This is a genomic window from Halomonas sp. (genome assembly GCF_014859505.1).
GTDB lineage: Bacteria > Pseudomonadota > Gammaproteobacteria > Pseudomonadales > Halomonadaceae > Halomonas.
Window position 1 is genome coordinate 1 of sequence record NZ_JACUUD010000031.1, and the last position, 26,094, is coordinate 26,094.

General features: G+C 69.0%; 32 protein-coding genes. 8 read left to right on the forward strand and 24 right to left on the reverse strand.

The annotated features are described in order from the left end of the window. The first annotated feature begins 1 nt into the window (after nt 1). The 3 genes from thiS to trmB all read left to right on the forward strand — a co-directional run bounded on the left by thiS (nt 2) and on the right by trmB (nt 1,798). Entirely contained in the window at nt 2-142 is a 141-nt protein-coding gene (gene thiS, locus IBX53_RS06530; protein WP_290907033.1) for a sulfur carrier protein ThiS, read from the forward strand. A 47-nt stretch (nt 143-189) separates the two neighbouring features. After that, nucleotides 190-987, forward strand: a complete 798-nt coding sequence (locus tag IBX53_RS06535) for a thiazole synthase (protein ID WP_290906983.1) — start codon at nt 190-192, stop codon at nt 985-987. Nucleotides 988-1,054: 67 nt separating this feature from the next. Beyond that, on the forward strand, nt 1,055-1,798 hold the full coding sequence (gene trmB / locus IBX53_RS06540; RefSeq protein ID WP_290906984.1) for a tRNA (guanosine(46)-N7)-methyltransferase TrmB: 744 nt from the start codon (nt 1,055-1,057) through the stop codon (nt 1,796-1,798). A gap of 63 nt (nt 1,799-1,861) precedes the next feature. Here trmB and IBX53_RS06545 read toward each other — a convergent pair whose 3' ends face one another. Beyond that, nucleotides 1,862-2,782, reverse strand: a complete 921-nt coding sequence (locus IBX53_RS06545) for an AEC family transporter (RefSeq protein WP_290906986.1) — start codon at nt 2,780-2,782, stop codon at nt 1,862-1,864. Between the two features lie 111 nt (nt 2,783-2,893). Between IBX53_RS06545 and IBX53_RS06550 the strand changes: the two genes are divergently transcribed. Together IBX53_RS06550 and IBX53_RS06555 are read left to right on the forward strand one after the other, a co-directional pair. Further along, nucleotides 2,894-3,406, forward strand: coding sequence for a hypothetical protein (locus IBX53_RS06550; RefSeq protein ID WP_290906987.1), 513 nt, complete (start codon nt 2,894-2,896; stop codon nt 3,404-3,406). Further along, nucleotides 3,403-3,996 carry an SCO family protein gene (locus IBX53_RS06555; protein WP_290906989.1) on the forward strand — a complete coding sequence of 198 codons (594 nt, stop codon included), beginning with the start codon at nt 3,403-3,405 and terminating at the stop codon, nt 3,994-3,996. The genes IBX53_RS06550 and IBX53_RS06555 overlap by 4 nt, the downstream gene beginning before the upstream one ends. 51 nt (nt 3,997-4,047) lie before the next feature. Here IBX53_RS06555 and IBX53_RS06560 read toward each other — a convergent pair whose 3' ends face one another. The 7 genes from IBX53_RS06560 to IBX53_RS06590 form a co-directional block, all read right to left on the reverse strand. Next, a complete protein-coding gene (locus IBX53_RS06560; RefSeq protein WP_290906990.1) occupies nt 4,048-5,112 on the reverse strand; it encodes a PHB depolymerase family esterase in 1,065 nt (354 codons plus the stop codon). Between the two features lie 18 nt (nt 5,113-5,130). Continuing rightward, the gene (locus tag IBX53_RS06565; RefSeq protein WP_290906992.1) at nt 5,131-5,817 is read right to left on the reverse strand and encodes an FKBP-type peptidyl-prolyl cis-trans isomerase; all 687 of its coding nucleotides are present in this window, start codon (nt 5,815-5,817) and stop codon (nt 5,131-5,133) included. 128 nt (nt 5,818-5,945) lie between these two features. Beyond that, a complete protein-coding gene (locus IBX53_RS06570) occupies nt 5,946-6,389 on the reverse strand; it encodes a universal stress protein (RefSeq protein WP_290906993.1) in 444 nt (147 codons plus the stop codon). Between the two features lie 40 nt (nt 6,390-6,429). Beyond that, on the reverse strand, nt 6,430-7,713 hold the full coding sequence (locus tag IBX53_RS06575; protein WP_290906995.1) for a TRAP transporter large permease: 1,284 nt from the start codon (nt 7,711-7,713) through the stop codon (nt 6,430-6,432). 21 nt (nt 7,714-7,734) lie between these two features. After that, the gene (locus tag IBX53_RS06580; protein ID WP_290906997.1) at nt 7,735-8,322 is read right to left on the reverse strand and encodes a TRAP transporter small permease; all 588 of its coding nucleotides are present in this window, start codon (nt 8,320-8,322) and stop codon (nt 7,735-7,737) included. A 207-nt stretch (nt 8,323-8,529) separates the two neighbouring features. Further along, complete coding sequence (dctP, locus tag IBX53_RS06585; RefSeq protein ID WP_290906999.1) at nt 8,530-9,546, reverse strand: TRAP transporter substrate-binding protein DctP; 1,017 nt, start codon at nt 9,544-9,546, stop codon at nt 8,530-8,532. Between the two features lie 90 nt (nt 9,547-9,636). Next, entirely contained in the window at nt 9,637-10,152 is a 516-nt protein-coding gene (locus IBX53_RS06590; RefSeq protein WP_290907001.1) for a TIGR02444 family protein, read from the reverse strand. A 77-nt stretch (nt 10,153-10,229) separates the two neighbouring features. Here IBX53_RS06590 and IBX53_RS06595 point away from each other — a divergent pair, with 77 nt between their 5' ends. Next, nucleotides 10,230-12,173: an ABC-F family ATP-binding cassette domain-containing protein gene (locus IBX53_RS06595; protein WP_290907004.1), complete on the forward strand. Its 1,944-nt coding sequence runs from the start codon at nt 10,230-10,232 to the stop codon at nt 12,171-12,173. Here IBX53_RS06595 and dtd read toward each other — a convergent pair. From dtd to thiD, 4 genes are all read right to left on the reverse strand, one after another. Further along, nucleotides 12,170-12,607 carry a D-aminoacyl-tRNA deacylase gene (gene dtd / locus IBX53_RS06600; protein WP_290907006.1) on the reverse strand — a complete coding sequence of 146 codons (438 nt, stop codon included), beginning with the start codon at nt 12,605-12,607 and terminating at the stop codon, nt 12,170-12,172. The two genes, IBX53_RS06595 and dtd, sit on opposite strands and share 4 nt — an antisense overlap. Before the next feature lie 67 nt (nt 12,608-12,674). After that, on the reverse strand, nt 12,675-13,280 hold the full coding sequence (locus IBX53_RS06605; RefSeq protein ID WP_290907007.1) for a chalcone isomerase family protein: 606 nt from the start codon (nt 13,278-13,280) through the stop codon (nt 12,675-12,677). A 75-nt stretch (nt 13,281-13,355) separates the two neighbouring features. Continuing rightward, nucleotides 13,356-14,201: a universal stress protein gene (locus IBX53_RS06610; protein WP_290907009.1), complete on the reverse strand. Its 846-nt coding sequence runs from the start codon at nt 14,199-14,201 to the stop codon at nt 13,356-13,358. Between the two features lie 87 nt (nt 14,202-14,288). Continuing rightward, on the reverse strand, nt 14,289-15,116 hold the full coding sequence (gene thiD / locus IBX53_RS06615) for a bifunctional hydroxymethylpyrimidine kinase/phosphomethylpyrimidine kinase (protein ID WP_290907010.1): 828 nt from the start codon (nt 15,114-15,116) through the stop codon (nt 14,289-14,291). 24 nt (nt 15,117-15,140) lie between these two features. On the opposite strand from thiD, the gene IBX53_RS06620 reads away from it, so the two are divergent. Continuing rightward, nucleotides 15,141-15,572 carry a YqaA family protein gene (locus IBX53_RS06620; RefSeq protein WP_290907012.1) on the forward strand — a complete coding sequence of 144 codons (432 nt, stop codon included), beginning with the start codon at nt 15,141-15,143 and terminating at the stop codon, nt 15,570-15,572. 15 nt (nt 15,573-15,587) lie between these two features. Here the strand turns inward: IBX53_RS06620 and IBX53_RS06625 are convergent, their stop codons facing one another. The 5 genes from IBX53_RS06625 to IBX53_RS06645 form a co-directional block, all read right to left on the reverse strand. Next, a complete protein-coding gene (locus IBX53_RS06625; protein WP_290907014.1) occupies nt 15,588-17,003 on the reverse strand; it encodes a TRAP transporter large permease subunit in 1,416 nt (471 codons plus the stop codon). Further along, nucleotides 17,003-17,551 carry a TRAP transporter small permease subunit gene (locus IBX53_RS06630; protein ID WP_290907015.1) on the reverse strand — a complete coding sequence of 183 codons (549 nt, stop codon included), beginning with the start codon at nt 17,549-17,551 and terminating at the stop codon, nt 17,003-17,005. Before IBX53_RS06630 ends, IBX53_RS06625 begins: the two co-directional genes overlap by 1 nt. A gap of 118 nt (nt 17,552-17,669) precedes the next feature. Next, nucleotides 17,670-18,473 (reverse strand): endonuclease/exonuclease/phosphatase family protein, encoded by an 804-nt coding sequence (locus IBX53_RS06635; RefSeq protein ID WP_290907017.1) that lies wholly within the window; start codon nt 18,471-18,473, stop codon nt 17,670-17,672. Between the two features lies 1 nt (nt 18,474). Further along, nucleotides 18,475-19,110 carry a thiol:disulfide interchange protein DsbA/DsbL gene (locus IBX53_RS06640; protein ID WP_290907018.1) on the reverse strand — a complete coding sequence of 212 codons (636 nt, stop codon included), beginning with the start codon at nt 19,108-19,110 and terminating at the stop codon, nt 18,475-18,477. Nucleotides 19,111-19,277: 167 nt separating this feature from the next. After that, nucleotides 19,278-19,898: a c-type cytochrome gene (locus IBX53_RS06645; RefSeq protein WP_290907020.1), complete on the reverse strand. Its 621-nt coding sequence runs from the start codon at nt 19,896-19,898 to the stop codon at nt 19,278-19,280. A 249-nt stretch (nt 19,899-20,147) separates the two neighbouring features. Here IBX53_RS06645 and yihA point away from each other — a divergent pair, with 249 nt between their 5' ends. Beyond that, nucleotides 20,148-20,765 (forward strand): ribosome biogenesis GTP-binding protein YihA/YsxC, encoded by a 618-nt coding sequence (gene yihA / locus IBX53_RS06650; RefSeq protein WP_290907021.1) that lies wholly within the window; start codon nt 20,148-20,150, stop codon nt 20,763-20,765. On the opposite strand, the gene IBX53_RS06655 is transcribed toward yihA, so the two are convergent. From IBX53_RS06655 to IBX53_RS06685, 7 genes are all read right to left on the reverse strand, one after another. Further along, complete coding sequence (locus IBX53_RS06655) at nt 20,762-21,523, reverse strand: HAD family hydrolase (protein WP_367171542.1); 762 nt, start codon at nt 21,521-21,523, stop codon at nt 20,762-20,764. The two genes, yihA and IBX53_RS06655, sit on opposite strands and share 4 nt — an antisense overlap. Beyond that, nucleotides 21,520-22,458, reverse strand: a complete 939-nt coding sequence (locus tag IBX53_RS06660) for a tyrosine recombinase XerC (protein ID WP_290907023.1) — start codon at nt 22,456-22,458, stop codon at nt 21,520-21,522. Before IBX53_RS06660 ends, IBX53_RS06655 begins: the two co-directional genes overlap by 4 nt. Continuing rightward, nucleotides 22,451-23,167: a DUF484 family protein gene (locus IBX53_RS06665; protein WP_290907024.1), complete on the reverse strand. Its 717-nt coding sequence runs from the start codon at nt 23,165-23,167 to the stop codon at nt 22,451-22,453. Before IBX53_RS06665 ends, IBX53_RS06660 begins: the two co-directional genes overlap by 8 nt. Before the next feature lie 30 nt (nt 23,168-23,197). Beyond that, nucleotides 23,198-24,031, reverse strand: coding sequence for a diaminopimelate epimerase (gene dapF, locus IBX53_RS06670; RefSeq protein WP_290907026.1), 834 nt, complete (start codon nt 24,029-24,031; stop codon nt 23,198-23,200). After that, entirely contained in the window at nt 24,031-25,332 is a 1,302-nt protein-coding gene (gene lysA, locus IBX53_RS06675) for a diaminopimelate decarboxylase (RefSeq protein WP_290907027.1), read from the reverse strand. Before lysA ends, dapF begins: the two co-directional genes overlap by 1 nt. A 2-nt stretch (nt 25,333-25,334) precedes the next feature. Further along, nucleotides 25,335-25,475, reverse strand: coding sequence for a lipoprotein (locus IBX53_RS06680; protein WP_367171543.1), 141 nt, complete (start codon nt 25,473-25,475; stop codon nt 25,335-25,337). A 29-nt stretch (nt 25,476-25,504) separates the two neighbouring features. After that, the coding region (locus IBX53_RS06685) for a lyase family protein (RefSeq protein WP_290907031.1) at nt 25,505-26,094 on the reverse strand (590 nt) is incomplete at its 5' end.

A 26,094-nucleotide genomic window follows, 5' to 3' on the forward strand; every position in this document is an offset into this window, starting at 1 on the left:
GCTGGTCGAGTCCCTGGGGCTCGCCGGTCGCCGCATCGCCGTGGAGGTGAACGAGGAGATCGTGCCTCGCAGCGAACATGCCGTCACCCGCCTGGTCGAGGGGGATCGGGTCGAGGTGGTCCACGCCATCGGCGGCGGTTGAGGGCCACCCGCGCACCCTAGCGAAGACAATCACAGAAGGCAGACTCGATGACAGACTTCTTTCAGGACCAGCCGCTGCGCATCGCCGGGCGCGAATTCGCCTCCCGCCTGCTGGTCGGTACCGGCAAGTACAAGGACTTCGACGAGACCGGCGAGGCGATCGCCGCCTCCGGCGCCGAGGTGGTCACCTTCGCCGTGCGGCGCACCAACCTGGGGCAGGAAGCCGGTGAGCCCAACCTGCTCGACGTGGTCTCCCCGGAGCGCTATACCCTGCTGCCCAACACCGCCGGCTGCTACACGGCGAAGGATGCGGTGCGCACCTGCCGGCTGGCCCGCGAGCTGCTCGACGGCCACCGCCTGGTGAAGCTCGAGGTGCTGGGCGACGACTCGACCCTCTACCCCAACGTGGTGGAGACCCTGGCCGCCGCCGAGGTGCTGATCAAGGATGGCTTCGACGTCATGGTCTACACCAGCGACGACCCCATCGTGGCCCGCGAGCTGGAGCGCCTGGGCTGCTGCGCCATCATGCCGCTGGGCTCGCTGATCGGCTCCGGTCACGGCATCCAGAACCCCCACAACATTCGCCTGATCATCGAGCAGGCCAGCGTGCCGGTGCTGGTGGATGCCGGGATCGGCACCGCCTCCGATGCCGCCATGGCCATGGAGCTGGGCTGCGACGGCGTGCTGATGAACACCGCCATCGCCCACGCCCGCCAGCCGGTGCTGATGGCCAGCGCCATGAAGAAGGCCGTGGAGGCGGGCCGCGAGGCCTTCCTGGCCGGGCGCATGCCGCGCCGCCAGAGCGCCGACCCCTCCTCGCCCTTCGCCGGCCGCATCAACGGCTGAAGCCACCATCGATCGCCCGCAACGTACGCCTGACACCAGCGCCCAGAACGAGAGCCCCGACCGCCCCATGAGTGACCAGTCCCGCGACGATACCGCCACCACCGGACCGGAAGGCCCGGACGCCCCGCTGCACCGCCGCGGCATCAAGAGCTATGTGCTGCGCGCCGGGCGCATGACCCAGGCCCAGACCCGCGGCCTCGAGGAGGTCTGGCCGCGGCTGGGCCTGACCCTGGCCGATGGCCGCCAGGACCTGGATGCCCTGTTCGGCCGCAGCGCCCCTCGGGTGGTGGAGATCGGCTTCGGCATGGGCGCCTCGCTGATCGAGCAGGCCGAGACCCACCCCGACACCGACTTCATCGGCATCGAGGTGCACGCCCCCGGCGTGGGCAAGCTGCTGGACGAGGCCGACAAGCGCGGCCTGACCAACCTGAGGATCTACCGGGAGGACGCCCTGCGGGTACTCGAGGAGTGCCTGCCCGAGGGTAGCCTCGACACCCTGCAGCTCTTCTTCCCCGACCCCTGGCCGAAGAAGAAGCACCACAAGCGGCGTATCCTGCAACCTGCCTTCGTCGCGCTGGTGCGCGGCCGTCTCAAGGTCGGCGGCACCTTCCACATGGCCACCGACTGGGAGGCCTACGCCGAGTGGATGGCCGAGGTGATGGACGCCGCCCCGGGCTATGCCAACACCGCCGCACCGGAGACGGCCCCCTACGTGCCGCGGCCGGCGTTCCGCCCGCTCACCAAGTTCGAGGCCCGCGGCGAGCGCCTCGGCCACGGCGTCTGGGATCTGATCTACCGCCGCGTCGAGTGATCACGCTCGCTTCCCCCCCCGATGCCCCCGCCCGCGTCAATTCAGGATGTTTTTGTTACCGCCTCACCCGGCGCCGGCCAGGCGCAGCCAGAGCGGCAAGGTGGCCATGGCCAGCAGGGTCTGGGCGGTGATCAGCGCCGCCATCATCTCGGCGTCACCGCCCAGCTGGCGAGCCAGGATATAGGCGGAGGTGGCGGTGGGCAGGGCGGCGAACAGCAGCGCCACGTCCCGGCTCACCGGGTCGAGACCCAGCGCCAGGGCGAGCGCCAGCACCAGGGCCGGCATCAGCCCAAGCTTGATGGTGTTGGTGACCCAGACGCCGCGGTCGAGGCGCAGCAGTGCCTCGGGGCGCAGCGCCACGCCCACCGCCACCAGGCCCAGCGGCAGGGCGGCGCGGCCGAGCAGCTCCACCGTGTCCGCACTCCACCCCGGCAGCCCGATGCCGCTCACGTTCAGGCCGATGCCGATGAGGCAGCCGAGGATCAGCGGGTTGCGGGCCAGCGCCGCCAGGCTCCTGCCGAGGCTGCCGGCGCCGAGGGTCCCCGCGGCGATGAAGCTCGCCACGCACATGACGTTGACCACCGGCACCATCAGCGCCACGGCCACGGCGGCCACGGTGGCGCCCGGCGCGCCGTGCAGGGCGGCGGCCCCGGCTACTCCCACGTAGGTGTTGAAGCGCAGCGCCCCCTGGAAGGCCGAGGTGAAGGCCGGCGGGTCGAGGCCCAGCCAGCCGCGCAGACCCCACAGCAGCGCGCCGAACAGGCCCATGGCGCCCAGCAGGGCCAGGGCCACACGCGCCACCGGCACCTGGCTGACGTCGGCGGTGGCCAGGGTCGATACCAGCATGGCGGGAAACAGCAGGAAGTAGATCAGCCGCTCCAGCTGCGGCCAGAAGTCGCCGCCCGGCTGGCGCAACCGGCCCAGCACGGTGCCCAGCAGGATCAGCAGGAACAGGGGCCCCAGTGCATTCGCCACGCCTGTCATCGTCATCTCCTTGATCGGTTTGCCCTGCGACATCCTTGCGCACTCTGCCACAGGCGAATGCTGATAAGCTTAACGCGACATTTCCCTCAGTGAACGCTCCCTCTCGCCGCCATGACAATCCCCGCTTCCACCGACCCGGCCATCTCGCGCCCTCCGCTGCTGCGGGTGCTGGTCCTCTTCACCCTGGGGACCGTGGCCATGGCGCTCTGGTACCTGACCAGCTACAGTCTTCGCGGCAGCGACGACGTGAGCTGGTTTCCCGAGGAGGCCGGCTGCGATCCGAGCCAGGGCGTCTGTCGGGCGGCGCTGGGCGAGGAGGGCAGCCTGACGCTGGATCTGGGCGCCGGCGGCGAGATCCGTGCCCTGGAGATCCTGCCGATGACGGTGGCCCTGAAAGGCATCGAGGCGGAGTCGGTGGCGGTGGAATTCATCGGCCGCGACATGGACATGGGACTGCATCGCTATCCGCTGGCCCGGCAGGCCGATGGTACCTTCCACGGTGAGGGGCAGGTCCCGATCTGCACCGATGCGGAGATGCCCTGGCGTGCCAGGGTGATCGTCACCGGCGGTGAACGCCGCCTGGGCAGCGGATTCAATTTCGAGGTGGTGAGAAGCCGACTATGAAACGACAGGGACTCTGGGCGGGGCTCGTGCTGATCGTGCTGGTGCTGGGCGTGGGTGGCTACGGCTGGTTCCAGCAGCAGCTTGGGGCCAGCGGCGGTGGTAATGGCCTGGCCGGCGGCCCCATCGAGCTCTCCTCGACCCGGGGCGACTTCTCGCTGTCCGACCTCGAGGAGGATCAGCTGGCGGTGGTCTTCTTCGGCTATACCTACTGTCCTGACGTCTGCCCAATGAGCCTGGCGGTGGTGCGCCGGGCGCTGGCCGACCTGGATGACGCCGACCGCGAGCGGGTGGTGCCGTTGATGATCTCGGTGGATCCCGAGCGTGACACCCTGGAGCGCCTGGCGGAGTACACCGGCTTCTTCGGCGATGCCTTCATCGGTGCGACCGGCAGCGAGGCCGAGCTCGAGGAACTCGCCGAGCGCTACGGGGTGATCTGGCGGCGGGTCGAGACCCCGGAGTCGGCCATGGCCTACACCATCGACCACAGCTCGTCGCTCTACCTGGTGGATCGCGAGGGCACCATCCTGCGGCGGGTGCTCTACTCACCGGCGCCCCATGCGCTGCTCTCCGCCCTCGGCGAGACGCTCTGACCGGGAGCCCCTACAAGGCTGCTCCTGCCTTGCTCGCCTGCCGGCCCCGCCTCAGCGCGGGGTCGATGCCTCCTGCAGGCGATCCATCATGGCCATCAGCGCGCGTACCTGGGTGCCTTCCCGGGTATCGTGGAGCGGATCGAGCTGCCAGGTACTCTCGGCGAATCCCCACCAGTCCCAGCAGCCCTGGGGGTTGGCCAGGCTGGTCTCGGCCTGGGGATAGAGGACGACCCGCTCGTGGGCGGCCGCCCACTCGTTGAGGCCGCTGTGGCGCACGAAGGTCTCGCCGATCTGTTCCGCGCTCATGCCGCAGCCGTGCAACGCGACCGTGAGCGCGCAGCCGCCCATGTCGCACGCCTCGGGTACAAACAGATAGCCCGCCGAGTCGAGACCCTTGACGGCGAAGTCGCCCTGATCGAAATGCAGCAGGTCGCCGGTGAGCGAATCCGCCTCGGCGGCCTCGTCCGCGCCTGGCGGCGCCTTGTGGAGCCAGGCCATGGCCTCGCCGGCAAGGTCCCGGTCGCAGCCCAGCAGATGGGTACCGCCGCCCTGGTGGCAGTCGCCCAGCTCCGTGGCCGGGGGTGGGGGCGAGCGGCGGCCGATGGGCCAGCCGTGTCCGACGCCGTCGCTCTGCACGAAGCGCAGCTGTGTCTCGGGAGCCGCCAGCCAGCCGGCCAGCTGCTCGGCCAGTGCCGCGCCCAGGGCCGGGGCGACGATCTCGTCCTTTTCACCGTGCCAGACGAAGGCGCGCAGCTCGGCCAGGGCCTCGGCGCTGCCTACGCGCTCCAGCTCGCGGTAGTCGGCCAGGCGCTGCTCCAGTTCATCGAGGGAGGGCGGGCCAAGCCGGCTGGTCATGCACTGGCCCAGGGCGCGGCGCAGGGTGCCCTGGGCGCAGGACCAGGGGCCGGCACCGAGCACGGCGAGACCCTGGAAACGCTCGGGCCAGGCCACCGCCAACTGGGTGGCCATGTAGCCGCCGGAGGAGACGCCGATCACGCTGGCGTCGGTCTTCGCTAGCCCCAGCCGGGGCAGGTCGGGAAGGCGATCAGCGGCAGCTGGGAGAGCGACGAAAGCCGCCAGCACAAGGCCGGCGGCGAGAAGGGTGGGTGAGGTCATGGGGCTCAGTCGTCAGGCTCAGTCATCAATTACGTCGAGCAGCTCGACGTGGAAGATCAGGGTCTCGTGGGGGCCGATGGGCCCCTGGCCCTGGGCGCCGTAGGCCAGCTCGGCGGGGATCACGATCTCCCAGCTGTCGCCGACGCTCATCAGCTGCAGGGCTTCCTGCCAGCCGTCGATCACCTGGTCGACACGAAAGCTCACCGGCTCGCCGCGCTCCAGGGAGCTGTCGAAGACGGTGCCGTCGATCAGGGTGCCCTCGTAGTGAACCTCGACGCTATCATCGGGTCCTGGGGTGGCGCCGTCGCCGGCCTCCAGCACCCGATACTGCAGGCCGGAGGCGGTGACCTCGACGCCTTCCGCCTCGGCGTTGGCGGCCAGGAAGGCCTCGCCCTCGGCGCGGTTGTTCTCGGCCCGCTGCTCGGCCTCGGCCTGGCGAGCGGTCATGGCCTCCTCCTGGAAGCGCATCAGCGTCTCGGCCATCTCCTCGTCGCTCATCGCCAGATCGCCCCCGGCAAAGACGTCCTGGATCGCCTGGGTGAAGGCGTCCACGTCCAGGTCTTGCACATCCTGTTGGATGCTCTGACCAAGGGTCACGCCCAGGCTGTAGCCGAGGCGGCCCTCGTCGGTCTCCGGCGCGGCCAGCGCCAGGGGGGCGACGCCGAGCAGGGCGGTCAGGGAAGCGGTGGTCAGCAGTCTCTTCATGAACGGGCCTTGTGATTAGGCGCGAAGCGCCATCGGTGAATGGAGACCATGGGACTCCGCGGGGGCGGGCCGGTTCCGCACGGCGATGGTGCAAGACCGGCCCGACCGCGGCCATGATACCACCCGGCTCAGACGACCAGGGTGGGGCAGTGGGCGGAACCGGCCACGCGCTGGGCCACGCTGCCCAGCAGCAGGCTCTTGTCGCCGTTGGTCCCCTGGGAGCCGATCACGATCAGGTCGCACTCCCGTTTCCGAGCGAAGCGCACGATGATGCGAGACGGGCGCCCGCCCTTGACGAAGGCGCGCAGCTTGTCGGCCGGCACGCCCATCTCGATCGCCTCGTTCTTGGCATGCACGGCGATCTCGGTGGCGTATTCCTTGAGGGCTTCGTCGGGGATCTCCAGCTTGTCCGGGCGTACCATGGACAGCGAGGCCTCCAGCAGACTGTGGTGCTTGAAGACGCACAGGATGTAGAGCTCGGCGCCGGTCAGCAGTTGCAGGCCGACGCCCTTCTGCAGGGCTTTCAGTGCCCCCTTGGAGCCGTCCACCGGGACCAGTATCCGATTGAACATGGCGTGTCTCCCTTGGGGTTATTGGATCATGGTCAGTGGATCAGCGGAACGCCATGTCGCGCAGGAACAGGGCGATCTGCGGGAAAATGATGATCAGCGCGGCGGCCAGCACCAGCATGAAGACGAAGGGTGGGGTGCCGCGTATCACCTCCCAGTAGGGTCGCTTGAAGATGGCGATGGCGGTGAAGATGTCGCACCCGAAGGGTGGCGTGGCCGAGCCTATCGCCACCTGCAGGGTGATCAGCACCCCGACATGCACCGGGTCCAGGCCGGAGGCGGCGATGGCCGGGGCGAAGATCGGCGTCAGCACCAGGATCACCACGATGGGGTCGACGAACATGCAGGCCACGAAGAAGGCCACCGAGATGGCGATAAGCACGCCTATCGGCCCGGCCTCGTTGATGCCCACCGCCTCCAGGATCGTCTGGGGGATCTGCGCGAAGGAGATGATCCAGGAGAAGCCGTTGCCTACCGCCACCAGGATGAATACCACCGCGGTGATCAGGCCAGTGGACTTGGCGATGGCGTAGATGTGATGGAGCTTAAGCGAACGGAACACCACGAATTCCAGCAGCACCGCGTACAGCACACAGGCGGCAGCGGCCTCGGTGGGGCTGAAGATGCCGCCGTAGATGCCGCCGACGATCAGCACGGGGAAGCCCAGTGGCCAGAGGGCACCCTTGACCGAAAGGGCGCGTTCCTTCCAGGTGGCGCGGGGCTCTGTAGGCACCTTGTTGATGGTGGCGTAGGCCACGCAGTAGACCGAGAACATGGCCAGGATCAGCAGGCCCGGTCCGATGCCGGCGATGAACAGCTCGCCGATGGAGGTCCCCGAGATGACGCCATAGATGATCATGCCGATGCTCGGCGGGATCAGGAAGGCGATATCGCTGGAGTTGATGATCAGCGCCAGGGTAAAGGGGTCCTTGTAGCCCGCCTTGAGCATGCGCGGGCGCAGCGGAGAACCTACCGCCACCACGGTGGCCTGGGTGGAGCCGGAAACGGCGCCGAACAGGGTGCAGGAGGCAGCGGTGGAGACCGCCAGGCCGCCCTTGATGTGGCCGACGAAGCTCATGACCATGTTGATCAGTCGGTTGGCCGACTGGCCGCGTGTCATGATGTCGGCGGCCAGGATGAACATCGGCACGGCGATCAGCGCCGTGGGGCGGATGCCGCCCATCATCTGCTGGATGAGGGTTTCCATCTGGCCGAGGCCGCCGAAGGTCATGTAGAACCCGACGAAGGCCGCCGTGACCAGAGGGATCATCATCGGGAACCCGAGCAGCAGGAGCACGATCATGATGGAGACGATAATGGTTGTCATGGGGGTGTGCCTCGCTCGGAATCAGACTTCCGTTTCCGTGTCCTTGTAGCCGTCCACCACGTGGGTCGAGAGGTAGACGTCGCGGGAGGTCATGTTCTTGATGGCGGTCAGCAGGTACTGGATGCCGGTGATGGCAAAGCCGATTGGTACCCACACATACATGATCCAGACCGGAATGCTCAGCGAGGGCAGCACGCGCCCGCGACCATAGAGCGTGGCGATATAGCCGATCGAGTAGTAGCAGAGCACGAACATCACCAGGGCGGTGAACAGGCAGATGATGATCATCATCCAGCGTCGCCCGCCGGTGGGCACGGCGTCGTAGATGGCCGACATGCGTATGTGCCGGCCGTGGCGCGCCGCATAGCCGATGCCGGCGAAGGTGATCATCACGATCAGTATGCGGTTGACCTCCTCCGAGAAGTGCAGGCTCTCGCCGAGGATGAAGCGGCTCAGCACGTTGGCGATGGTGTTGGTGGCCATGAGGATCACCCCCATGGCCAGGATGACCGCCTCTGCCCGGCTGATCCAGGTGTCGATGGGTCCCAGCGGTCCGGGTAGCGTCGAGCGGTAGTTCTTCTCGGCAATGTCGTCTTCGTTCATTTCCATGTCGGCGGGCTCCTGTTCATTCCCCACGCACGATGATTACTGTCGTTCCTCGAGAGTACGCCGTCAGGCTTCGTCATGCCGTCGAGGCTTCAACGCTGAGTGGCCGGCGCACTCCCCCGGAGAGGGGCCCCGTGACGGCGAAGGCAAAAGGGGGCAGCCTCACGGCTACCCCCTTGCTTGCTGCGGTGACGGTGGTTCCTTGGAGAATCAGTCGCCCTTCACGGCTTCCAGGTCGGCGTGGAACTGCTCGAGCAGCTCCCGGCCACGCTCGCCGGTCATCTCGATGAACTCCTCCTCGACCTGCGGGGCTCGGGCGCGGAAGGCCTCGATCTGCTCCTCGGTGAGGCGAGTCACGGTGACCTCGTCGGAGGCCTCCTGGATCTTGACGAGGGACTCGTCGGCCAGGCCGGAGATGTGATCGATGATGATCTCGTACGCGTGCTCGCTGGCGTCACGCACCAGCTGCTGGTCGTCTTCGGAAAGACCATCGAAGAAGTCCTGGTTGGCCATCATGGCGGTGGTGAACCAGCCGTGACCGGTATAGACCAGGTTCGGGGAGACCTCGTAGAGGCCGCCGGACTCGATCCAGAAGATCGGGTTCTCCTGGCCCTGGAGGATGCCGGTCTGCAGGCCGCCGTAGACCTCGCCCCAGGGCAGCGGCGTCGGGCTGGCGCCGAAGGCACGGTAGGTGGCGGAGAGCAGCGGGTTGGTCATGATACGGATGTTCTTGCCACGCAGATCCTCCGGGGTGGTGAAGGGCTCATCCAGGGTGACGATCATCTCGCCTTCCGGATACATCTTGAGCAGCTCCAGGTCCTGCTCGGCGTAGAGCTCCGGGAACATCTCGTTGATGGCCACGCTGGTGTTGAAGAACTCGATGACCTGCTCTTCATCGGTGGGCAACAGGTAGGGAACAAAGAAGATCTGCGCCTCGGGGATCAGCGCGCCGGTGAAGCCGGGTGACTGGTTGACGAACTGCAGGATACCGGCCTGAGCCTGCTCCATGATGTCGTCCGACTCGCCCAGCTCGCCAAAGCGATAGACCTGGACGGTGTTGTCGGAGTTCTCCTCGATGTACTCCTTGAACGCCAGGGCGAAGACGTCCTGAACATCGCCCTCGAACTCCTCATGGGCATAGCGCCAGTTGGCGGAATGGGCCGCCGCAGACATCCCGAAAAGCAGGGCGCCGACGGTGGCCGTGGTCATCAGCTTGGTTGCCTTCATTCTTGTAGTCCCCTTACCGGTTAGGTGGTCATGTTCTAGCGAAAATGACAGGCACGACACGGACATGGAGTCCGCACATGTGCTTTCAGGCTAGCGTGGGCCCGGGGGAGGGTCAAGGCAGGCAATCAGCGTATGGAGCGTTGAAAGATGTGATTTTTTCTGCAGTTGGAGGCCTCGGGCGAGACATTCTGCGGCCCTTTCCCGACTCCGCAGCAGTGGCCGAAGGGGGCCTTGACGGGCCAGTGCCTCCAGCCTGGCGAGGGCCTCCAACTCGGCCTGGAGCTCGGCCTGCTTGAGGTTGGCGCGCAGTTTCTCGACACCGGGGCGGCCGGGCGCGTGGCCCTTCAGGGCGCGGCGCAGCCGGCGCAGCGGGGCGGTGACCTCGCGCTGCCAGCCATGGACGTCGGCGAGCGCCTCCTCGGTGCTATCACCCGGCACTACCCCGTGCTGGAGTAGCCAGCAGCGCCACAGTAGCTCGCAGACGTCGATGCCCGCCTCGTCCTGGAGTCGCAGGCAGGCGGCCTCGATACCGGGACGGGCATAGAGGGCGAGGGCAAAGGCCTCGAGGGGGGCGGCGGCCAGTCGGTCCCGCAGAGCGGCCGTCATTTCGGTAGAATCATCGTTCGTTTCCTCGGCCGTCGCCGGCATGGCGGCGGCTTCCCTGAACTGCCCGTGGAGCCCGCATGATCGCACTGCGCCAAGTTTCCCTGCAACGCGGCACCCAGGCCCTGCTGGAAGGGGCCGACCTGACCCTGCATGCCGGCCACAAGGCGGGCATCGTCGGCCCCAACGGCGCCGGCAAGTCGAGCCTGTTCAAGCTGCTCCTCGGCGAGCTGGCCCCGGATCGGGGCGATGTCGAGATGAGCGGTGGCCAGCGCATCGCCCATATGGCCCAGGAGGTGGAGGCGCTGGATCGGGCCATCGTCGACTATGTGCTCGATGGGGACCATGAGCTGCGTGAAACCGAGGCGGCCCTGGTGGCCGCTCGGGAGGCCCATCACGCCCACCGCGAGGCAGAATTGCACGGCGCCATCGAGGCGCTGAACGGCTACAGCGCGCCGGCCCGTGCAGCGCAGCTGCTGGTGGGGCTGGGCTTCGCCCAGGCGGATCTGGCGCGCCCGCTGTCGGACTTCTCCGGCGGCTGGCGAATGCGGGTCAACCTGGCGCGTACCCTGTTCATGCCCTCCGACGTGCTGCTGCTCGACGAGCCCACCAACCACCTGGATCTGGACGCCCTGCTGTGGCTCGAGCAGTGGCTTGCGCGCTACCCCGGTACCCTGCTGCTGATCTCCCACGATCGCGATTTCCTCGACGCGGTGTGCGACCACATCGTGCACTTCGACCACCAGACGCTGGTGCTCTATCGCGGCAACTATTCCACCTTCGAGCGCACCCGGGCCGAGAAGCTGGCCCTGCAGCAGGCCGAGGCGGCCAAGCAGCAGGCGAGGCGCGAGGAGATCGAGCGCTTCGTGGCGCGCTTCCGCTACCAGGCCAACAAGGCGCGCCAGGCCCAGAGCCGCCTGAAGATGCTCGAGCGCATGGGCGACATCGCCATGGCCCACGCCGACTCGCCCTTTCATTTCACCATTCCCGCGGCGGACAAGACCTCTCATCCGCTGCTGGTGCTGGACGAGGCGCGGTTGGGCTATCGCGATGCGGCGGGAAGCGAGGCGGCACAACTCGATAACGTGAAGCTGACCCTGCTGCCCGGGCAGCGCATCGGCCTGCTCGGGCCCAACGGCGCCGGCAAGTCGACGCTGATCAAGTCGCTCACCGGCGAGCTGGCACTGCTGGCCGGCAAGCGGGTGCCCGGCGAGCATCTGGCCATCGGCTACTTCGCCCAGCACCAGCTCGAGGGACTGGATCTCGCCTCGACGCCCTTCATGCACGTCCAGCGGCTCTCGCCCACGGCCGCCGACCTGGACATTCGCAAGTTCCTGGGCGGTTTCGGCTTCCAGGGCGACGACGCCTTCGGCGAGGTGGGACGCTTCTCCGGTGGCGAGAAGGCGCGGCTGGCGCTGGCCCTGGTGGCCTGGCAGAAGCCCAACCTGCTGCTGCTCGACGAGCCCACCAACCACCTGGACCTGGAGATGCGCGAGGCGCTCACCGAGGCGCTGGCGGCCTTCGAGGGCACGGTGATCATCGTCTCCCACGACCGCCACCTGCTGCGTGCCACCGTGGACGAGTTCTGGCGGGTGGCCGACCACCGGGTCGAGCCCTTCGATGGCGACCTGGAGGACTATCGGGCCTGGCTCAAGGCGCGGCTCGAGGGCGAGCGCCGCGAGGCCCGGGTCGAGAAGGGCGGGCGCCAGGCGGAGGGCGCCGCGCCGAAGGAGGATCGCAAGGCGGCCCGCCGGGCCGCCGCCGAGCTGCGCGAGAAGCTGCGCCCGCTGAAGAAGCAGCGCGACCGCGCCGAGCAGGCCATGGAGAAGGTCCAGACGGAGCTGGCCGAGGTCGAGGAGGTCCTGGCCGACGCTGAGCTCTATACTAACGCCGCACGCAAGGAGGAGCTCACCGCCATCCTGGCCCGCCAGGGGGAGCTCAAGTCCCGCCTGGATGACCTGGAGGCCGAGTGGCTCGCCGCCGAGGAGGCGCTGGAGGCCATGGAGGCCGAGCTCGGCGGCTAGCTGTCCAGCAGGAAGGTCACTGGCCCGTCGTTGACCAGCGAGACCTCCATATTGGCGGCGAATTCGCCGCTCTCCACCCGGGGCCAGGCCGCCTCGGCCCGCGCCAGCAGGTAGTGGAACAGCCGGTGGCCCTCATCGGGCGGGGCGGCACTGGAGAAGCTGGGCCGCAGCCCCTTGCGGGTGTCGGCCGCCAGGGTGAACTGGGAGACCAGCAGCAGCCCGCCGTCGACCTGCTGGAGGTCGAGGTTCATCTTGCCCTCGGCGTCGCCGAAAACCCGGTAGTGCAGCAGCTTGTGCAGCAGCCGGTCGGCGGCGGCCTCGTCGTCGCCCTTCTCCACCCCTACCAGCGCCAGCAGGCCGTGGCCGATGGCGCCCACGGTGCGCCCCTCCACGGCCACGCTGGCCCGGGTGACCCGCTGGATCAGTGCCTTCATCTCTGCTCTCCACGAGATTGCCGGTGTGTCGACTGAATCGAGGGAACAAGCCTAGCACGCGGACCGCTCAGCGGCGCCCGAGCAGCGCGTCGCGAAAGTCGTCCCGCAGGGGGCTCTCGCCGAGCCAGATGCCGAACAGCGCGCTGGCCAGGGCCGGGTCGTCACCGGTATAGAGCGTCTCGCCGTTGAGGGCCAGCCGCAGGGCCTCGCCGTCCCAGGTCAGGGCGTAGCGGTCGCCGGGCTCGACGCTGCGATAGGCACGGTTGAAGGCGTTGAGCGCCGGCAGCAGCTCGCGATAGGCCGCCTCGCCGAGGCGCTCGCGCACGCTGTCGCGGGTGGCGGCGGCGAAGTCGTCGGCCTCGATGGCATGGAAGTACTCGAGCTCCAGCCGTCGCGGCACAGACGACAGCGGGGCCGGCTCCGGCGTCTCGGGGGCCTGGTAGTAGGCGCCGGCATAGGCGGTCCAGATCATGTAGCGGAACAGGCCGTGGCCGATCAATCGGTAGGCCTGGCCCGCCTCCTCCAGTTGGGTGGCGAACCGCACGCCCCTGACCTCCACCGTCTCTGCGGCGGCCCGCAGCGGCAGGCTGGCCAGCAGCAGGGCGAGCAGCAGGAGAACTGTCTGGGGAGCGGGGATGCCGTGGGGCATGGCGTGACGGGCAGGGCGATGCATGGGGAACCTCCGGCGATGGAACGTCAGTCATGTACAGACTTTACCATCGCGTAGAGGTTCTGTATCGAATAGCGCCTACCAGGCGCGGCAGAGCATGATGTCGCAGTGGGGCTCGGCCAGCAGCTGCTCGGTGATCTGGCTCTGGCGGCCCAGCTGGCCGCGGCTGCCCAGGGCAAGCAGGTCCGGGGGCTGGCGGCGCAGGCGGGTCATCAGCACCTCCAGGGGGTCGCCCTGCTCCAGCACCAGCTCGAGCTCCGGCACGTCGTCGAGCTCGGCCATCAGCTGCTCGGTCTCCCGCTCGAGCTGGGTGCGCAGGCGGGCCACCTCGCGATCCCGCCAGCGGGCATAGTCGCCGTTGGAGCCGAGCTCGCGCTCGCCGGGGATATCCCAGGCATGGAGCAGGGTCAGGCGCGCCTCGGGGAAGTGCTTGAGGGTCTCGCGCAGGGTATGGCGCGAGGTCAGCGAGAAGTCCACCGGCACCAGGATGTCGCGCCACTCCTGGGTGGCCAGGTGGCTCACCGTGAGCACCGGGCAGGGGGCGCTGCGCAGCACCCTGGCCAGGGTGGTACCGGCGACGAGATCCGGCTGGCCGCGCTTGCGGTGGGCGCCGAGGATGATCATGTCCACCTCCCGCTCGTGGGCCTCGCGGATGATCTCGGCGTAGGGGGAGCCGGCCACCGTCTGCAGCAGCACCTGAGGCTCCGGCAGGGCGTAGTCCTCGCGGATGTCGGTCAGCATCGCCTGCATGTCGGCCACCACCGCCTCCTCCAGGTCGTGGAGCACCCGCCGCGGCAGATAGGGGTCGAGCACGTGGATCACGTCCAGCCGGGCGCCCTGTTCGCCGGCCAGGCGCAGGGCCCGGGCGAAGGCGGCGCGGTTCTCGGCCGAGAGGTCGCAGGCGAACAGCAGGGTCTGGGTCATGGTGGCGGTCTCCGCTTCCCGGAAGGTGGGACCTTCAGGATGGGAGGCCGGCGCCGCCCCTGCAAGGAGCAAAACGCCGGAAAGCGCCTACCACCAGGCGTGGAAGTGGTGAACCGGGCCGCGTCCCTGACCTACGTCAAGCTGTTGGCTCGCGGCCAGCGCCTCGCCCAGCCACTGCTTGGCCCCCGCCACCGCGACCGGCAGCGAGTCGCCCCGGGCCAGGCGGGCGGCGATGGCCGAGGAGAGGGTGCAGCCGGTGCCGTGCAGGTTGGCGGTATCGACCCGGGCGCCCTCGACCCAGCGGGTCGCCTCGGCGGTGATCAGGAGGTCAGGGCACTCCTCACCGGCGAGGTGGCCGCCCTTGAGCAGGGTGGCGCCGGCGCCCAGCGCCTGCAGCGCCGGCGCAAGAGCCAGCATCTCATCCCGGGTGGCGGGGGCCGGGAGATCCAGCAGCACCGCGGCCTCGGGCAGGTTGGGGGTGACCAGGTCGGCCAGCGGCACCAGCACCTCGCGCACCGCGCGGATGCCGGCGTCGTCCACCAGGATGTCGCCGCTCTTGGCCACCATCACCGGGTCCAGCACCACCCAGCGCGGGCGCCGCCGGGTCAGCGCCTCGCGGATCACCTCGGCCACCTCGCGGCTTGCCACCATGCCGATCTTAACCGCGTCGATGTGCACGTCGTCGAGCAGGGTCTCGAGCTGGGCGGCGATGAAGTTGGCGGGCACCGGGTGCACGCCGGTGACGCCGCGGGTGTTCTGGGCGGTCAGCGCCGTGATCACGCTGGTACCATAGGCGCCCAGCGCCGAGAAGGTCTTGAGATCGGCCTGGATGCCGGCGCCGCCGCTGGGGTCGGAGCCGGCGATGGTTAGCACGTTGGGGATCACGTGTTTGGGAATCGAGGATGAGTCGGTCATGGGGTTACCTGACAAGAGAAGAACATGCTGAGCCTGTTTGCGGTGGCCCTGGTCAGCGCCACCCTGCTGCCGGGGGGCTCGGAGGTATGGCTGGCTCGGCTGTGGTGCCTGGGCGAGCCGGCCCTGATGCTGTGGGCGGTGGCCACCGCCGGCAACACCCTGGGCAGCCTGATCAACGTCTGGATGGGGCGCTATGCCCGCCGCTTCCAGGACCGGCGCTGGTTCCCCGCCTCCCCGGCGGGGCTGGCCCGGGCCGAGCGCTGGTACCTGCGCTTCGGCGAATGGAGCCTGCTGGCCTCCTGGGCGCCGGTGGTGGGCGATCCGCTCACCGTGCTGGCCGGTATCTTCCGGCTGCCCTGGTGGCGGGCCATCCTGCTGATCACCCTGGCCAAGGGGGCGCGCTACGCCGTGGTGCTGCTGCTGGCACAGCAGTGGCTCGCTCCGCTCTGCCAATAGCCTGCCCGTCGTACCTCAGAGCACCGAAGGCAGCCAGGTGGCCAGCGCCGGGAAGAGTGCCAGCGCCAGCAGCAGGCAGAGCTGCAGGGCGATGAAGGGGATCACCCCCCGGTAGATCGCCGAGGTGGGCACCGATGCCGGCGTCACCCCGCGCAGGTAGAAGAGCGCGAAGCCGAAGGGCGGCGTCAGGAAGGAGGTCTGCAGGTTCACCGCGATCATGATGCCGAGCCAGATCGGGTCGACCCCCATGGCCAGCAGCACCGGGCCGACGATGGGCACCACCACGAAGGTGATCTCGATGAAGTCGAGGATAAAGCCGAGCAGGAAGATCACCAGCATCACCACCAGGGTGGCCCCCACGACCCCGCCGGGCAGCGCCTCGAACAGCTCCACGACCAGCTCCTCGCCGCCGAAGGCGCGGAACACCAGCGAGAAGAGCGCCGCGCCGATCAGGATCAGGAACACCATGCTGGTGACCTGAGTCGTGGACTGCACCACCTCGCGAAGGATCGGCAGGCTCAACCGCCGGTTGACCAGGGCCAGCAGGAAGGCGCCGAAGGCGCCCACCGCAGAGGCCTCGGTGGGCGTGGCGAAGCCGCCGAGGATCGAGCCGAGCACGGCGACGATCAGCAGCACCGGCGGCACCAGCCCCTTGATCAGCAGCGGCCAGAGGCTGCCGGTATGGCCCAGTTCCTCCATCAGCGCCCGGCGGTCCGCGGCCGGTGCCGTCTCCGGCTTCAACCAGGCGGTGATGAGCAGGTAGACGATATAGGCCACCACCAGCAGCAGGCCCGGCACCAGGGCGCCGATGAACAGATCGCCCACCGAGAGGGTGCGGGGGCTCCACACCCCCATGGCCAGCTGCGCCTGCTGGTAGGCGTTGTTGAGCACATCGCCCAGCAGCACCAGGGCGATGGAGGGCGGAATGATCTGGCCCAGGGTGCCGGTGGCGCAGATGGTGCCGGTGGCAAGCGACGGCGAGTAGCCTCGCTTGAGCATGGTGGGCAGCGAGAGCAGCCCCATGGTGACCACGGTGGCGCCGACGATACCGGTGGAGGCGGCCAGCAGCATGCCCACCAGCACCACGGCGATGCCGAGCCCGCCGCGCAGGGCGCCGAAGGCCAGCGACATGGCGTCGAGCAGGGTCTCGGCGATCCGCGACTTCTCCAGCAGTACCCCCATCAGCACGAACAGCGGCACGGCGAGCAGCGTCTGGTTGGTCATGATGCCGTAGAGGCGGTTGGGCATGGCGCCCAGGTAGCGCGTCTCGAAGGGCACCGGGACGCCCATCTGCACCAGGGCGTAGCCGAGTCCGGCGAAGATCAGCGCGGTGCCGGCCAGCGACAGCGCCACCGGGTAACCCAGCATCAGCACGGCGCACACCGCGGCGAACATCACCAGCGGCATGAACTCGAGGAGGGTGGCCAGCATCACACAAGCTCCTCGTGATCGGACGACTTGCCGGGCAGTCGGTGGCGGATGATCAGCACCTGGCGGATCAACTGGGCGATGCCCTGGATCAGCAGCAGCACCATCATCACGAGTATCAGGCTCTTGAGCAGATAGACGCCGGGGATGCCACCGTCCGGCGAGCGCTCCATGATCGCCCAGCTGCTGCGCACATAGCCGTAGCTGCCGATGCCGATGAACAGCACCAACGGGATCAGCAGGAAGAGGGTGCCGCAGAGGTCGATCCAGGCGCGGCCGCGGTCGCCGAGCCGCCGGTAGAAGATGTCCACGCGCACATGGCCGTCGCGGCGCAGGGTCCAGGCGGCGCCCAGCATGAAGACCGCGGCGTGCATGTACATCACGGATTCCTGCATCACGGTACTGTGGATGTTGAACACGTAGCGCATCACCACGATGGCGAATTGCACCGCCATCATGACGATGACGAGCCAGGCGATGGCCTGGCCAATGCGGTCGGTGAAGGCGTCCAGGCCGCGGAGCAGGGCCGGTTCGCGGGCGGGGGGTGTCATGACAGGTCTCGTCCGGAAGCGGAAATGACGGGCATCATCGCCGATTCGGCGATGATCGTCATCCCCGGGCCTCAACCCTGGGGGTGAAAAGCGAGTTTCAGCCGTGCTCGGCCTTGAGTCAGGCGGTCAGCGTCTGCAGGCAGGCCGCCGGCAGCTGGACATCCACGGCGATCGGCAGGTGGTCGGAGAAGAGGTGGTCCAGCACCCGCACGTCTGCGGCCTGCAGCGAGTTCGACAGCAGGATATGGTCCAGTGCCCGGCGTGGCTGCCAGGAGGGGTAGCTGAGCAGCGGTCGTACCGGGTGCAGCGGCAGCGAGGCGCAGAAACGCTGGTGGCCGTGGAGCTGATCCGGCGTGCAGTTGAGATCGCCCATCACCACCACATGGCGCAGGGGCTGTATGATCTCGGAGAGATAGTCGAGCTGGCGCACCCGGCCGCGATGGCTGAGTGCCAGGTGGGCGACGAACAGGTGCAGGGCGTCGGGTCCGTCACCGAAGCGGGCATGAATGGCGCCCCGTCCGGGCAGGGTGCCGGGCAGGCGGTGCTCCTCGATCAGGCTGGGTGTCAGCCGGGACAGCAGCCCGTTGCTGTGCTGGGCGATGCGGCCCAGGTTGCGGTTGAGCTGCTGGAAATGGTGAGGGAAGCCCCCGTGACTGGCGAGGTACTCCACCTGGTTGACGTTGCTGGAGCGGAAGCTGCCGCCGTCGACCTCCTGGAGGCCGACGATATCGAAGCGCCCCAGCACCTCGCTGACCATGTCCAGGCGACGCTGGCGCTTGGGGTGCGGCAGCAGGTGCTGCCAGCTGCGGGTCAGGTAGTGATGATAGGCCGAGGTCTGTATGCCCACCTGCATGTTGAAGGTGAGCAGCTTCAGATGGCCGCCCTCGAGGGGCGGCGTCCTTGCCTCGGCCAGATGCGACATGTCAGCTGTCACTACGCTCCTCGCGGATCTTCTCGATCAGCGCGTCGGCGATCTGCGGCATGTTGGAGAGGCTGCCGGCACTGGAGGGGGTGACCAGATAGCGGCCATCGATGACCAGCGCGGGCACGCCCATCAGGCGCATGGCGCGCAGCCGCGAATGGGCCTGGTTGACCTTGCTCTTCACCGCGAAGGAGCCCAGCGCCTGGCGGGCCTCCTCCTCGCTGACGCCATAGTCGCTGTAGAAGTCGGCCACATCGTCGACCTCGGTGAGGCGGCGGTTCTGCTGGTGGATGGCGTCGAAGAAATCGGCGTGGACCGCCTCGGTGATGCCCAGTTCCTCGGCGGCGTAGAAGGCCGCCGCGTGCTTGTTCCAGTCGCCGCCCATGGTGCCGGGCAGGTGCACCACGCTGACGTCGTCACCCAGGGTCTCGTACCAGGCGGTGACATGCTGCTGCAGGTTGTAGCAGTGCGGGCAGCCATACCAGAACGCCTCGGTGACCTCGATCTGGCCCTCCTCGACGCGGGTCTCGACGGTCTGGGGCAGTACCTCGTAGTGCTGGCCTTCGACCAGCGGGGAGGCAGTGGCCAGGCTCGACAGGCCGAGGCCGGCGAGGGCAAACATCAGGGGCTTGAACATCAGGAACTCTCCTTGGGTGATCCGGTACGCGCCGGGCGTCCCTGCCTTTGAGCCCGTTCACTGCCGAGGGTTCCACAGCAGGGCTGGCGGGCAGACAATGAGGGCGGCCCGAGGGCCGCCCTGGCTTGCGCTGAGCGTGGCGTTTCGCCTGTCTCGGTGCAGGCCGATCAGTGCAAACCAAGCACGTAGTTGGCCACGGCTTCCATGTCGTTATCGCTCATCTTGGCGGCGATGTCGCGCATGATGTTGGCCGGGTCGTTGGCCCGTTCGCCGGCGGCGAAGTCCTGCAGGGTGGAGACGGTGTACTCCGCGAACTGGCCGGAGAGGGCCGGGTAGACGGCGCTGCCGACGCCTGCCCCAGTGGGAGTGTGGCAGGCAGTACAGGCCGGGATGCCCTTGGCCATGTCGCCGGCACGGTAGAGCTCCTCGCCACGCTCCAGCAGCGCGGCGTCGGGATCGGCTTGACCCAGGTTGGCGTCTTGCTGGGCGAAGTGCTTGGCCACGTCCCAGGCGTCCTGGTCCGAGAAGTTGTCCACCTGGCCGGCCATCTGGGCCACCACGCGATGACCGTCGCGGATATCCATGATCTGCTTGGCGATATAGGACATCTGCTGGCCGGCGAGATGCGGGAAGGCCGAGGCCGGGCTGACGCCCGACTGGCCGTGACAGGCGGCGCAGCTCTGCGCCTTCTCGCGACCCGCAGCCGCATCGGCGTCGGCCTCCAGGTCGGCGTGGGCGGCGCCGATGGCGCCCATGGTAATTGCCAGGCTTGCCAGTAACTTTCTCATCGCTAATCCACTATGCCGTTACGTTGTTGACCGGTACGTACCCTGGGTGCCGCCCGGATCGCGAGGGGAACCAGAATCGAGCCATTCCAGAGCTCTTGACCTGCTGGTTCGCGGACGTCGAGGGCGCGGTGGTACACTAGCGTGCCCCGGGTCGCAGACAAAAGACACTGCATTATACCGAATCACCCCGGCGGCGGGAATGCAAGCCGCGCCCCGTCTCCCTTCGACCATCGTCAGGATGTCATCGCCATGGCGCGACTCAACTATCAGACCGCCCGTTTCCTCACCAGCGCCCCCACCCTGGCCCAGTGCCCGCCCGACAGCGGCGCCGAGGTGGCCTTCGCCGGTCGCTCCAACGCCGGCAAGTCCAGCGCCATCAATACCCTGACCCGCCAGAACTCCCTGGCGCGCACCTCCAAGACCCCCGGGCGTACCCAGCTGATCAACTTCTTCACCCTGGGCGATGATGCCGGCCGGCGCCTGGTGGACCTGCCCGGCTACGGCTTCGCCAAGGTCCCGGAGCAGGTCAAGCTGGAGTGGCAGCGCCACCTCTCCGACTACCTGCAGCGCCGCGCCTCGCTGCGCGGCCTGATGCTGGTGATGGACGTGCGCCATCCGCTCACGGAGTTCGACCAGACCCTGCTGGGCTGGGCGGATGACAAGGCGATGCGGGTGCATATCCTGCTCACCAAGGCCGACAAGCTCAAGCGCGGCGCAGCGGCCAGCGCCCTGCAGCAGGTACGCACCCGACTGCGCGAGTGGGAGGACCTGGTCAGCATCCAGCTCTTCTCGTCGCTCAAGGGGCAGGGCGTCGAGGAGGCGCATGCGCGCCTCGACGCCTGGCTGCTCGGCAGCGAAGCGGGCTAGCGCCGGCGTTCCAGCCAGCGGATCAGCTCCGGCAGCTCGCGCACGTGGCCCAGGCGGTGGATGCCGGCGGGCAGTGCCCGGTCGTCGGGGCCGATCCAGGCCGCCTGCATACCCAGCCGCCGCGCCGGCAGGGCGTCCTCCTCCCAGGAATCCCCCACGTGGAGCGCCCGTGACGGCGCCGCCCTCAGCTGGGCCAGGGCGGCCAGGAAGGGCCGCGGGTCGGGCTTGGGCGCCAGCAGCTCGCCGGCGGCGATGGCCACCGGGAAGTGGCGCCCCAGCGCCAGGCGGGCGATCTCCACGTTGCCGTTGGTGATGCTGGCCAGCTGGTAGCGTCTGCCCAGCTCGTCCAGCAGCTCGTCCACCTCCGCATGGGGCGTCACCTCGTGCCTCAGCACCATGAAGCGCTCCATGGCGCGGCTGGCCCAGTGTTCGGCGTGCTCCGCGGCCAGGCCATACTCGCCCAGCAGGTCGGCCAGCGCACGGCGGCGCAGCCAGGTGAAGTCGCCGCGGCGCAACGGATGGGCGCCGGCCAGGCGCTGACGGCGCACGAGGAAGGCCTCCAGGGGGAAGCGCTCGGCGAAGCGGCCGCGCGTTCCCGCCTGGTGCGCCACTTCGCCCTGCTCGCTCAGCCGCTCTTCCAGCCACTCTGCCAATGCCGCGTCCAGCCAGGCGTAGTGGCCCTCCTCGGTGCGCCGCATCACCCCACCGTTGTCCCACAGGGTGTCGTCCAGGTCGAAGGTGATCGCCTCGAGTCTCACGATGGTTCCTCGTCGGGTTCCGCGGCGGGCCGGCGCCGCGCCCGCGGATGGGCGGCGTCGTAGCTGGCCGCCAGGTGCTGCCAGTCGAGCCGGGTGTAGACCTGGGTGGTGGCCAGGTTGGCGTGGCCCAGCAGCTCCTGGACGGCGCGCAGGTCCTGGCTCGACTCCAGCAGGTGGCTGGCGAAGGAGTGGCGCAGGCGGTGCGGATGCAGGTGTTCGTCGAGCCCGCGGCGGCGGGCGACCAGCGCGAGGCGCTGCTGGATGGCCCGGTGCCCCAGGCGGGTGCCGCGGTTGCCCACGAACAGCGCCGTCTCGCCGAGCGCCGCGAGGGTCTCGCGCAGGGCGAGCCAGGTGTCAAGCGCGCGGCGCGCGTGGCGGCCCACCGGTACCTGGCGGGGCTTGCCGCCCTTGCCCAGCACCCGCACCCGCTCGGGCTGCAGGTCGCTCAGATCGAGCCCCGCCAGTTCGGCCAGGCGCAGGCCGCTGGAGTAGAAGAGCTCCAGCATGGCCTGGTCGCGAACCGCCAGCGGCGAGCCGTCGTGGGGCGTCTCCAGGAAGTGCTTCAGGCGGTCGACGTCCACCGGACGCGGCAGGTGGCGCGGCTGGCGCGGGGCCCGGGTCAGGGCCACCGGGTTGTGGGTCAGTCGGCCCCGGGTGACCAGGTGGTCGGCCAGCCCTGAGATGGCCGAGCGGCGACGGGCCAGGCTGCGTGGCGCCAGCCCCCGGGCGCGCTCGCCGCCCAGGAAGCGGCGCAGCAGGGCGGCGTCCAGCCGTCGCCAGTCGTCGATGTCACGCTCGACCAGGAAGGCCAGCAGAGCGGTGAGGTCGCGGCGATAGGCGTCCAGGGTGGCGGGGCTGGCGGTGCGTGAAAGCCCCGCCAGGAAGGCCTCGACCTCCTCGGCCAGCGGGCCTGCCGCGGAGGGGCGCTCAGCCATTGCGCGCGGCGTGGCGCACCAGCAGCCGGGCCACCACGTCGCCCACGTATTCGCTGAACAGGGTATCCATGCTGGCGCGGAAGTGATCGGCGTCGGGGCTGGCCAGCACCAGGTAGCCCAGCGGTTCGCCCAGGGTCAGCCGGGTGATGGCGCAGGAGCCGGAGCGGCGCGGTGCCGTGGTGTGGGGCAGCAGCCGTTTCCAGTCGGTGGGGGTGAGCCGGGTGCAGCGGCTGGTACGGCCGTCGAGGAGTGCCGACAGGCGCGAGCCGGCGTGCTCGTCGAGGACCTGGCGCGGCGCCTGGGGCGGCTGGGGTTCGGCATCGGTCAGGCTGGCCGGGCACCACAGCGCCACTGCCGGAGTGGAGAAGCGCTCGCAGAATTGGGTGGCCAGGGCCTGGCCCAGGGCGTCGCCGTCCTCGGCCTCCAGCAGCGCCAGCACCAGTTCCCGGGTGCGCCGGTACTGGGCCTCGTTGTGGCGGGCCGATTCCAGCAGCTGCTCCAGGCGCCATTCGGCCTGCTCGGCGCGGGTGCGCAGGTCGTGAACCAGCCGCTCCAGCAGCGAGGTGGCACCGCGGGCCTCCGGATGCGGCACCTTGAGCTGCTGCAGCAGCCCCTCGCGACCGACGAAGAAGTCCGGGTGGGTGGCCAGCCATTCGGCCACCCGATCCGGGTCGAGGGTCTTGCGCGGTTCGGGGGCGGCTCGTGACATACCAACTCCTCGGCAGTGGTGCTAGAGAACTCAGATCAGGATGATGCGGCCGTCATAGACGCGTTCGGCGGGGCCGCTCATGGTCAGGGAGGTGCCGGGGCCTCCCCATTCGATGGCCAGGTCGCCGCCGGGCAGGTGCACGGTGACCGGGCTCTCCAGCAGCCCCTGGCGGATGCCGCTGGCCACGGCGGCGCAGGCGCCGGTGCCGCAGGCCAGGGTCTCGCCGCTGCCCCGTTCAAAGACCCTCAGGCGGATCTCGTGGGGGGAGACGACCTGCATGAAGCCCGCGTTCACCCGTCTGGGAAAGCGCGGATGGGCCTCGATGGCCGGGCCCAGGCGCTCCACCGGGGCGTCATCGACGTTGTCGACCCGCAGCACTGCATGGGGGTTGCCCATGGAGACGACGCCGATCTCGAGGCGCTCGCCCTCCACCTCCAGGAGATGCAGCGGGCGATCCTCGGCGGCGTCGAAGGGCAGATCGGCGGGGGCGAAGCGAGGCTCCCCCATGTCGACCCGCACCCGACCGTCGTCCTCCACCAGCAGCACCAGTGGTCCCCCGGCGGTCTCCACATGGATCTCGTGCTTGTGGGTCAGCCGCTGGTCACGCACGAAGCGGGCGAAGCAGCGTGCCCCGTTGCCGCAGTTCTCCACCTCGCTGCCGTCGGCGTTGAAGATGCGGTAGCGGAAGTCCATGTCCGGGTCTCGCGGCGGCTCGACGATCAGCAGCTGGTCGAAGCCGACGCCGAAGCGGCGGTCGGCCAGGCGGCGGATCTGGTCGTCCTGCAGGCGCGCCCGCTGAGTGACCAGGTCGATCATCATGAAGTCGTTGCCCAGGCCCTGCATCTTGGTGAAGTGCAGCAGCATCAGTCGGTGTCCTCCGGCAGCGATTCTTCCGGCAACGACTCTTCCGGTAACAGGGCCTCGCCCGCCCACAGCTCCTCCAGGCGCTCGCGGCGGCGCACCAGGTGGGCGGCCTCGCCATCCACCATCACCTCGGCGGGACGCGGGCGGCTGTTGTAGTTGGAGGCCATCACGAAGCCGTAGGCCCCGGCGGAGCGCACCGCCAGCAGGTCACCGGGGGCGATGGCGAGCTCCCGCTCCTTGCCCAGGAAGTCACCGGTCTCGCACACCGGACCCACCACGTCATAGAGGGCGCTCTCCCGGGCGCGGCGGGTGTCCACCGGCAGGATCGCCTGCCACGCCTGGTAGAGCGCGGGGCGGATCAGATCGTTCATGCCGGCGTCGACGATGGCGAAGTTCTTCGTCTCGCCGGGCTTGAGGAACTCCACCCGGGTCAGCAGTACCCCGGCGTTGGCGGCAATCGATCGGCCCGGCTCGAAGAGCAGGGTCAGCCGCTCGCTGCCCTCCCACCGGGAGAGGCGCTCCAGCAGGGCCGAGGCGTAGTCGAAGGGCGCCGGCGGGTGCTCGTCGCGATAGGGCACGCCGAGGCCGCCGCCCAGGTCCAGGTGTTCCACCTCGATGCCGCGAGCGCGCAGGGTCTCGAGCAGCACCAGCAGGCGGTCCAGGGCGTCCAGGAAGGGCGAGAGCTCGGTGAGCTGGGAGCCGATATGGCAGTCAAGGCCGGTGACCTTCACATTGGGCAGGCCGGTGGCGAGTTCGTAGACCGCCAGCGCCTCGTCCACCGGGATGCCGAACTTGTTGTCCTTGAGCCCGGTGGAGATGTAGGGGTGGGTGCCGGCGTCCACGTCCGGGTTGACCCGCAGCGACACCGGCGCCACCTTGCCGAGCCGGCCGGCGACTGCATCGAGGCGCTCGAGCTCCGGGCGCGACTCCACGTTGAAGCACTTGATGCCCACCTCCAGCGCCCGGGCCATCTCGGCCTCCTGCTTGGCGACACCGGAGAAGACCACCCGGGCGGGGTCGCCGCCGGCCGCCAGCACCCGCTCCAGCTCCCCCATCGAGACGATGTCGAAGCCGGCGCCCAGGCGGGCCAGCAGGCCCAGCACGGCGAGGTTGGAGTTGGCCTTCACCGCGTAGCAGATCAAGTGGGGGTGGCCGCCCAGCGCCTCGGTGTAGGCGCGAAAGTGCCGGGCCAGGGTGGCCTTGGAGTAGACGTAGCAGGGCGTGCCGAACTGCTCGGCGATGCGGGTCAGGGGGACCTCCTCGCCGTAGAGCACGCCGTCGCGATATTCGAAGTGATCCATGCCTAGCTCTCGCTGTCGTCGGGGGCGTTGTCGGCGTCGCGGGGGCCGTACTGCTCGGCCGCCGGCTCGTCGTCGGGCAGGTAGAGGGGGCCCTTCTGGCCGCAGCCGGTCAGGCCCAGCGCCATGACCAATGCCAGGGTCATTGCCAGGGCGGCAAGTGCGAATCGGCCCATCAGGCGCCTGCCTCCATAACGGTGAGAGCGTCGCGGGCGCGCTGGGCGGCGGCGCGCACCTGATCGGGGGCAGTGCCGCCGATATGGTTGCGGGCGGCCACCGAGCCCTCCAGGGTCAGCACCTCGAAGACGTCGCCCGCGATGGCGTCGGAGAACTGCTGGAGCTCCTCGAGGCTCATCTCGGAGAGGTCCTTCTGCTGCTTGAGACCGTAGGCCACGGAGAGGCCGACGATCTCGTGGGCGTCGCGGAAGGCCACTCCACGGCGCACCAGGTAGTCGGCCAGGTCGGTGGCGGTGGAGAAGCCGCGGCGGGCCGCCTCGGCCATCTGGGCCTTCTTCGGCTCGATGGCGGGCACCATGTCGGCGAACGCCTTGAGGCAGTCCTTGACGGTATCCACGGCGTCGAACAGCGGCTCCTTGTCCTCCTGGTTGTCCTTGTTGTAGGCCAGCGGCTGGGACTTCATCAGGGTCAGCAGGCCCATCAGGTGGCCGTAGACCCGGCCGGTCTTGCCGCGCACCAGCTCCGGCACGTCGGGATTCTTCTTCTGCGGCATGATCGAGGAGCCGGTGCAGAAGCGGTCGGGCAGGT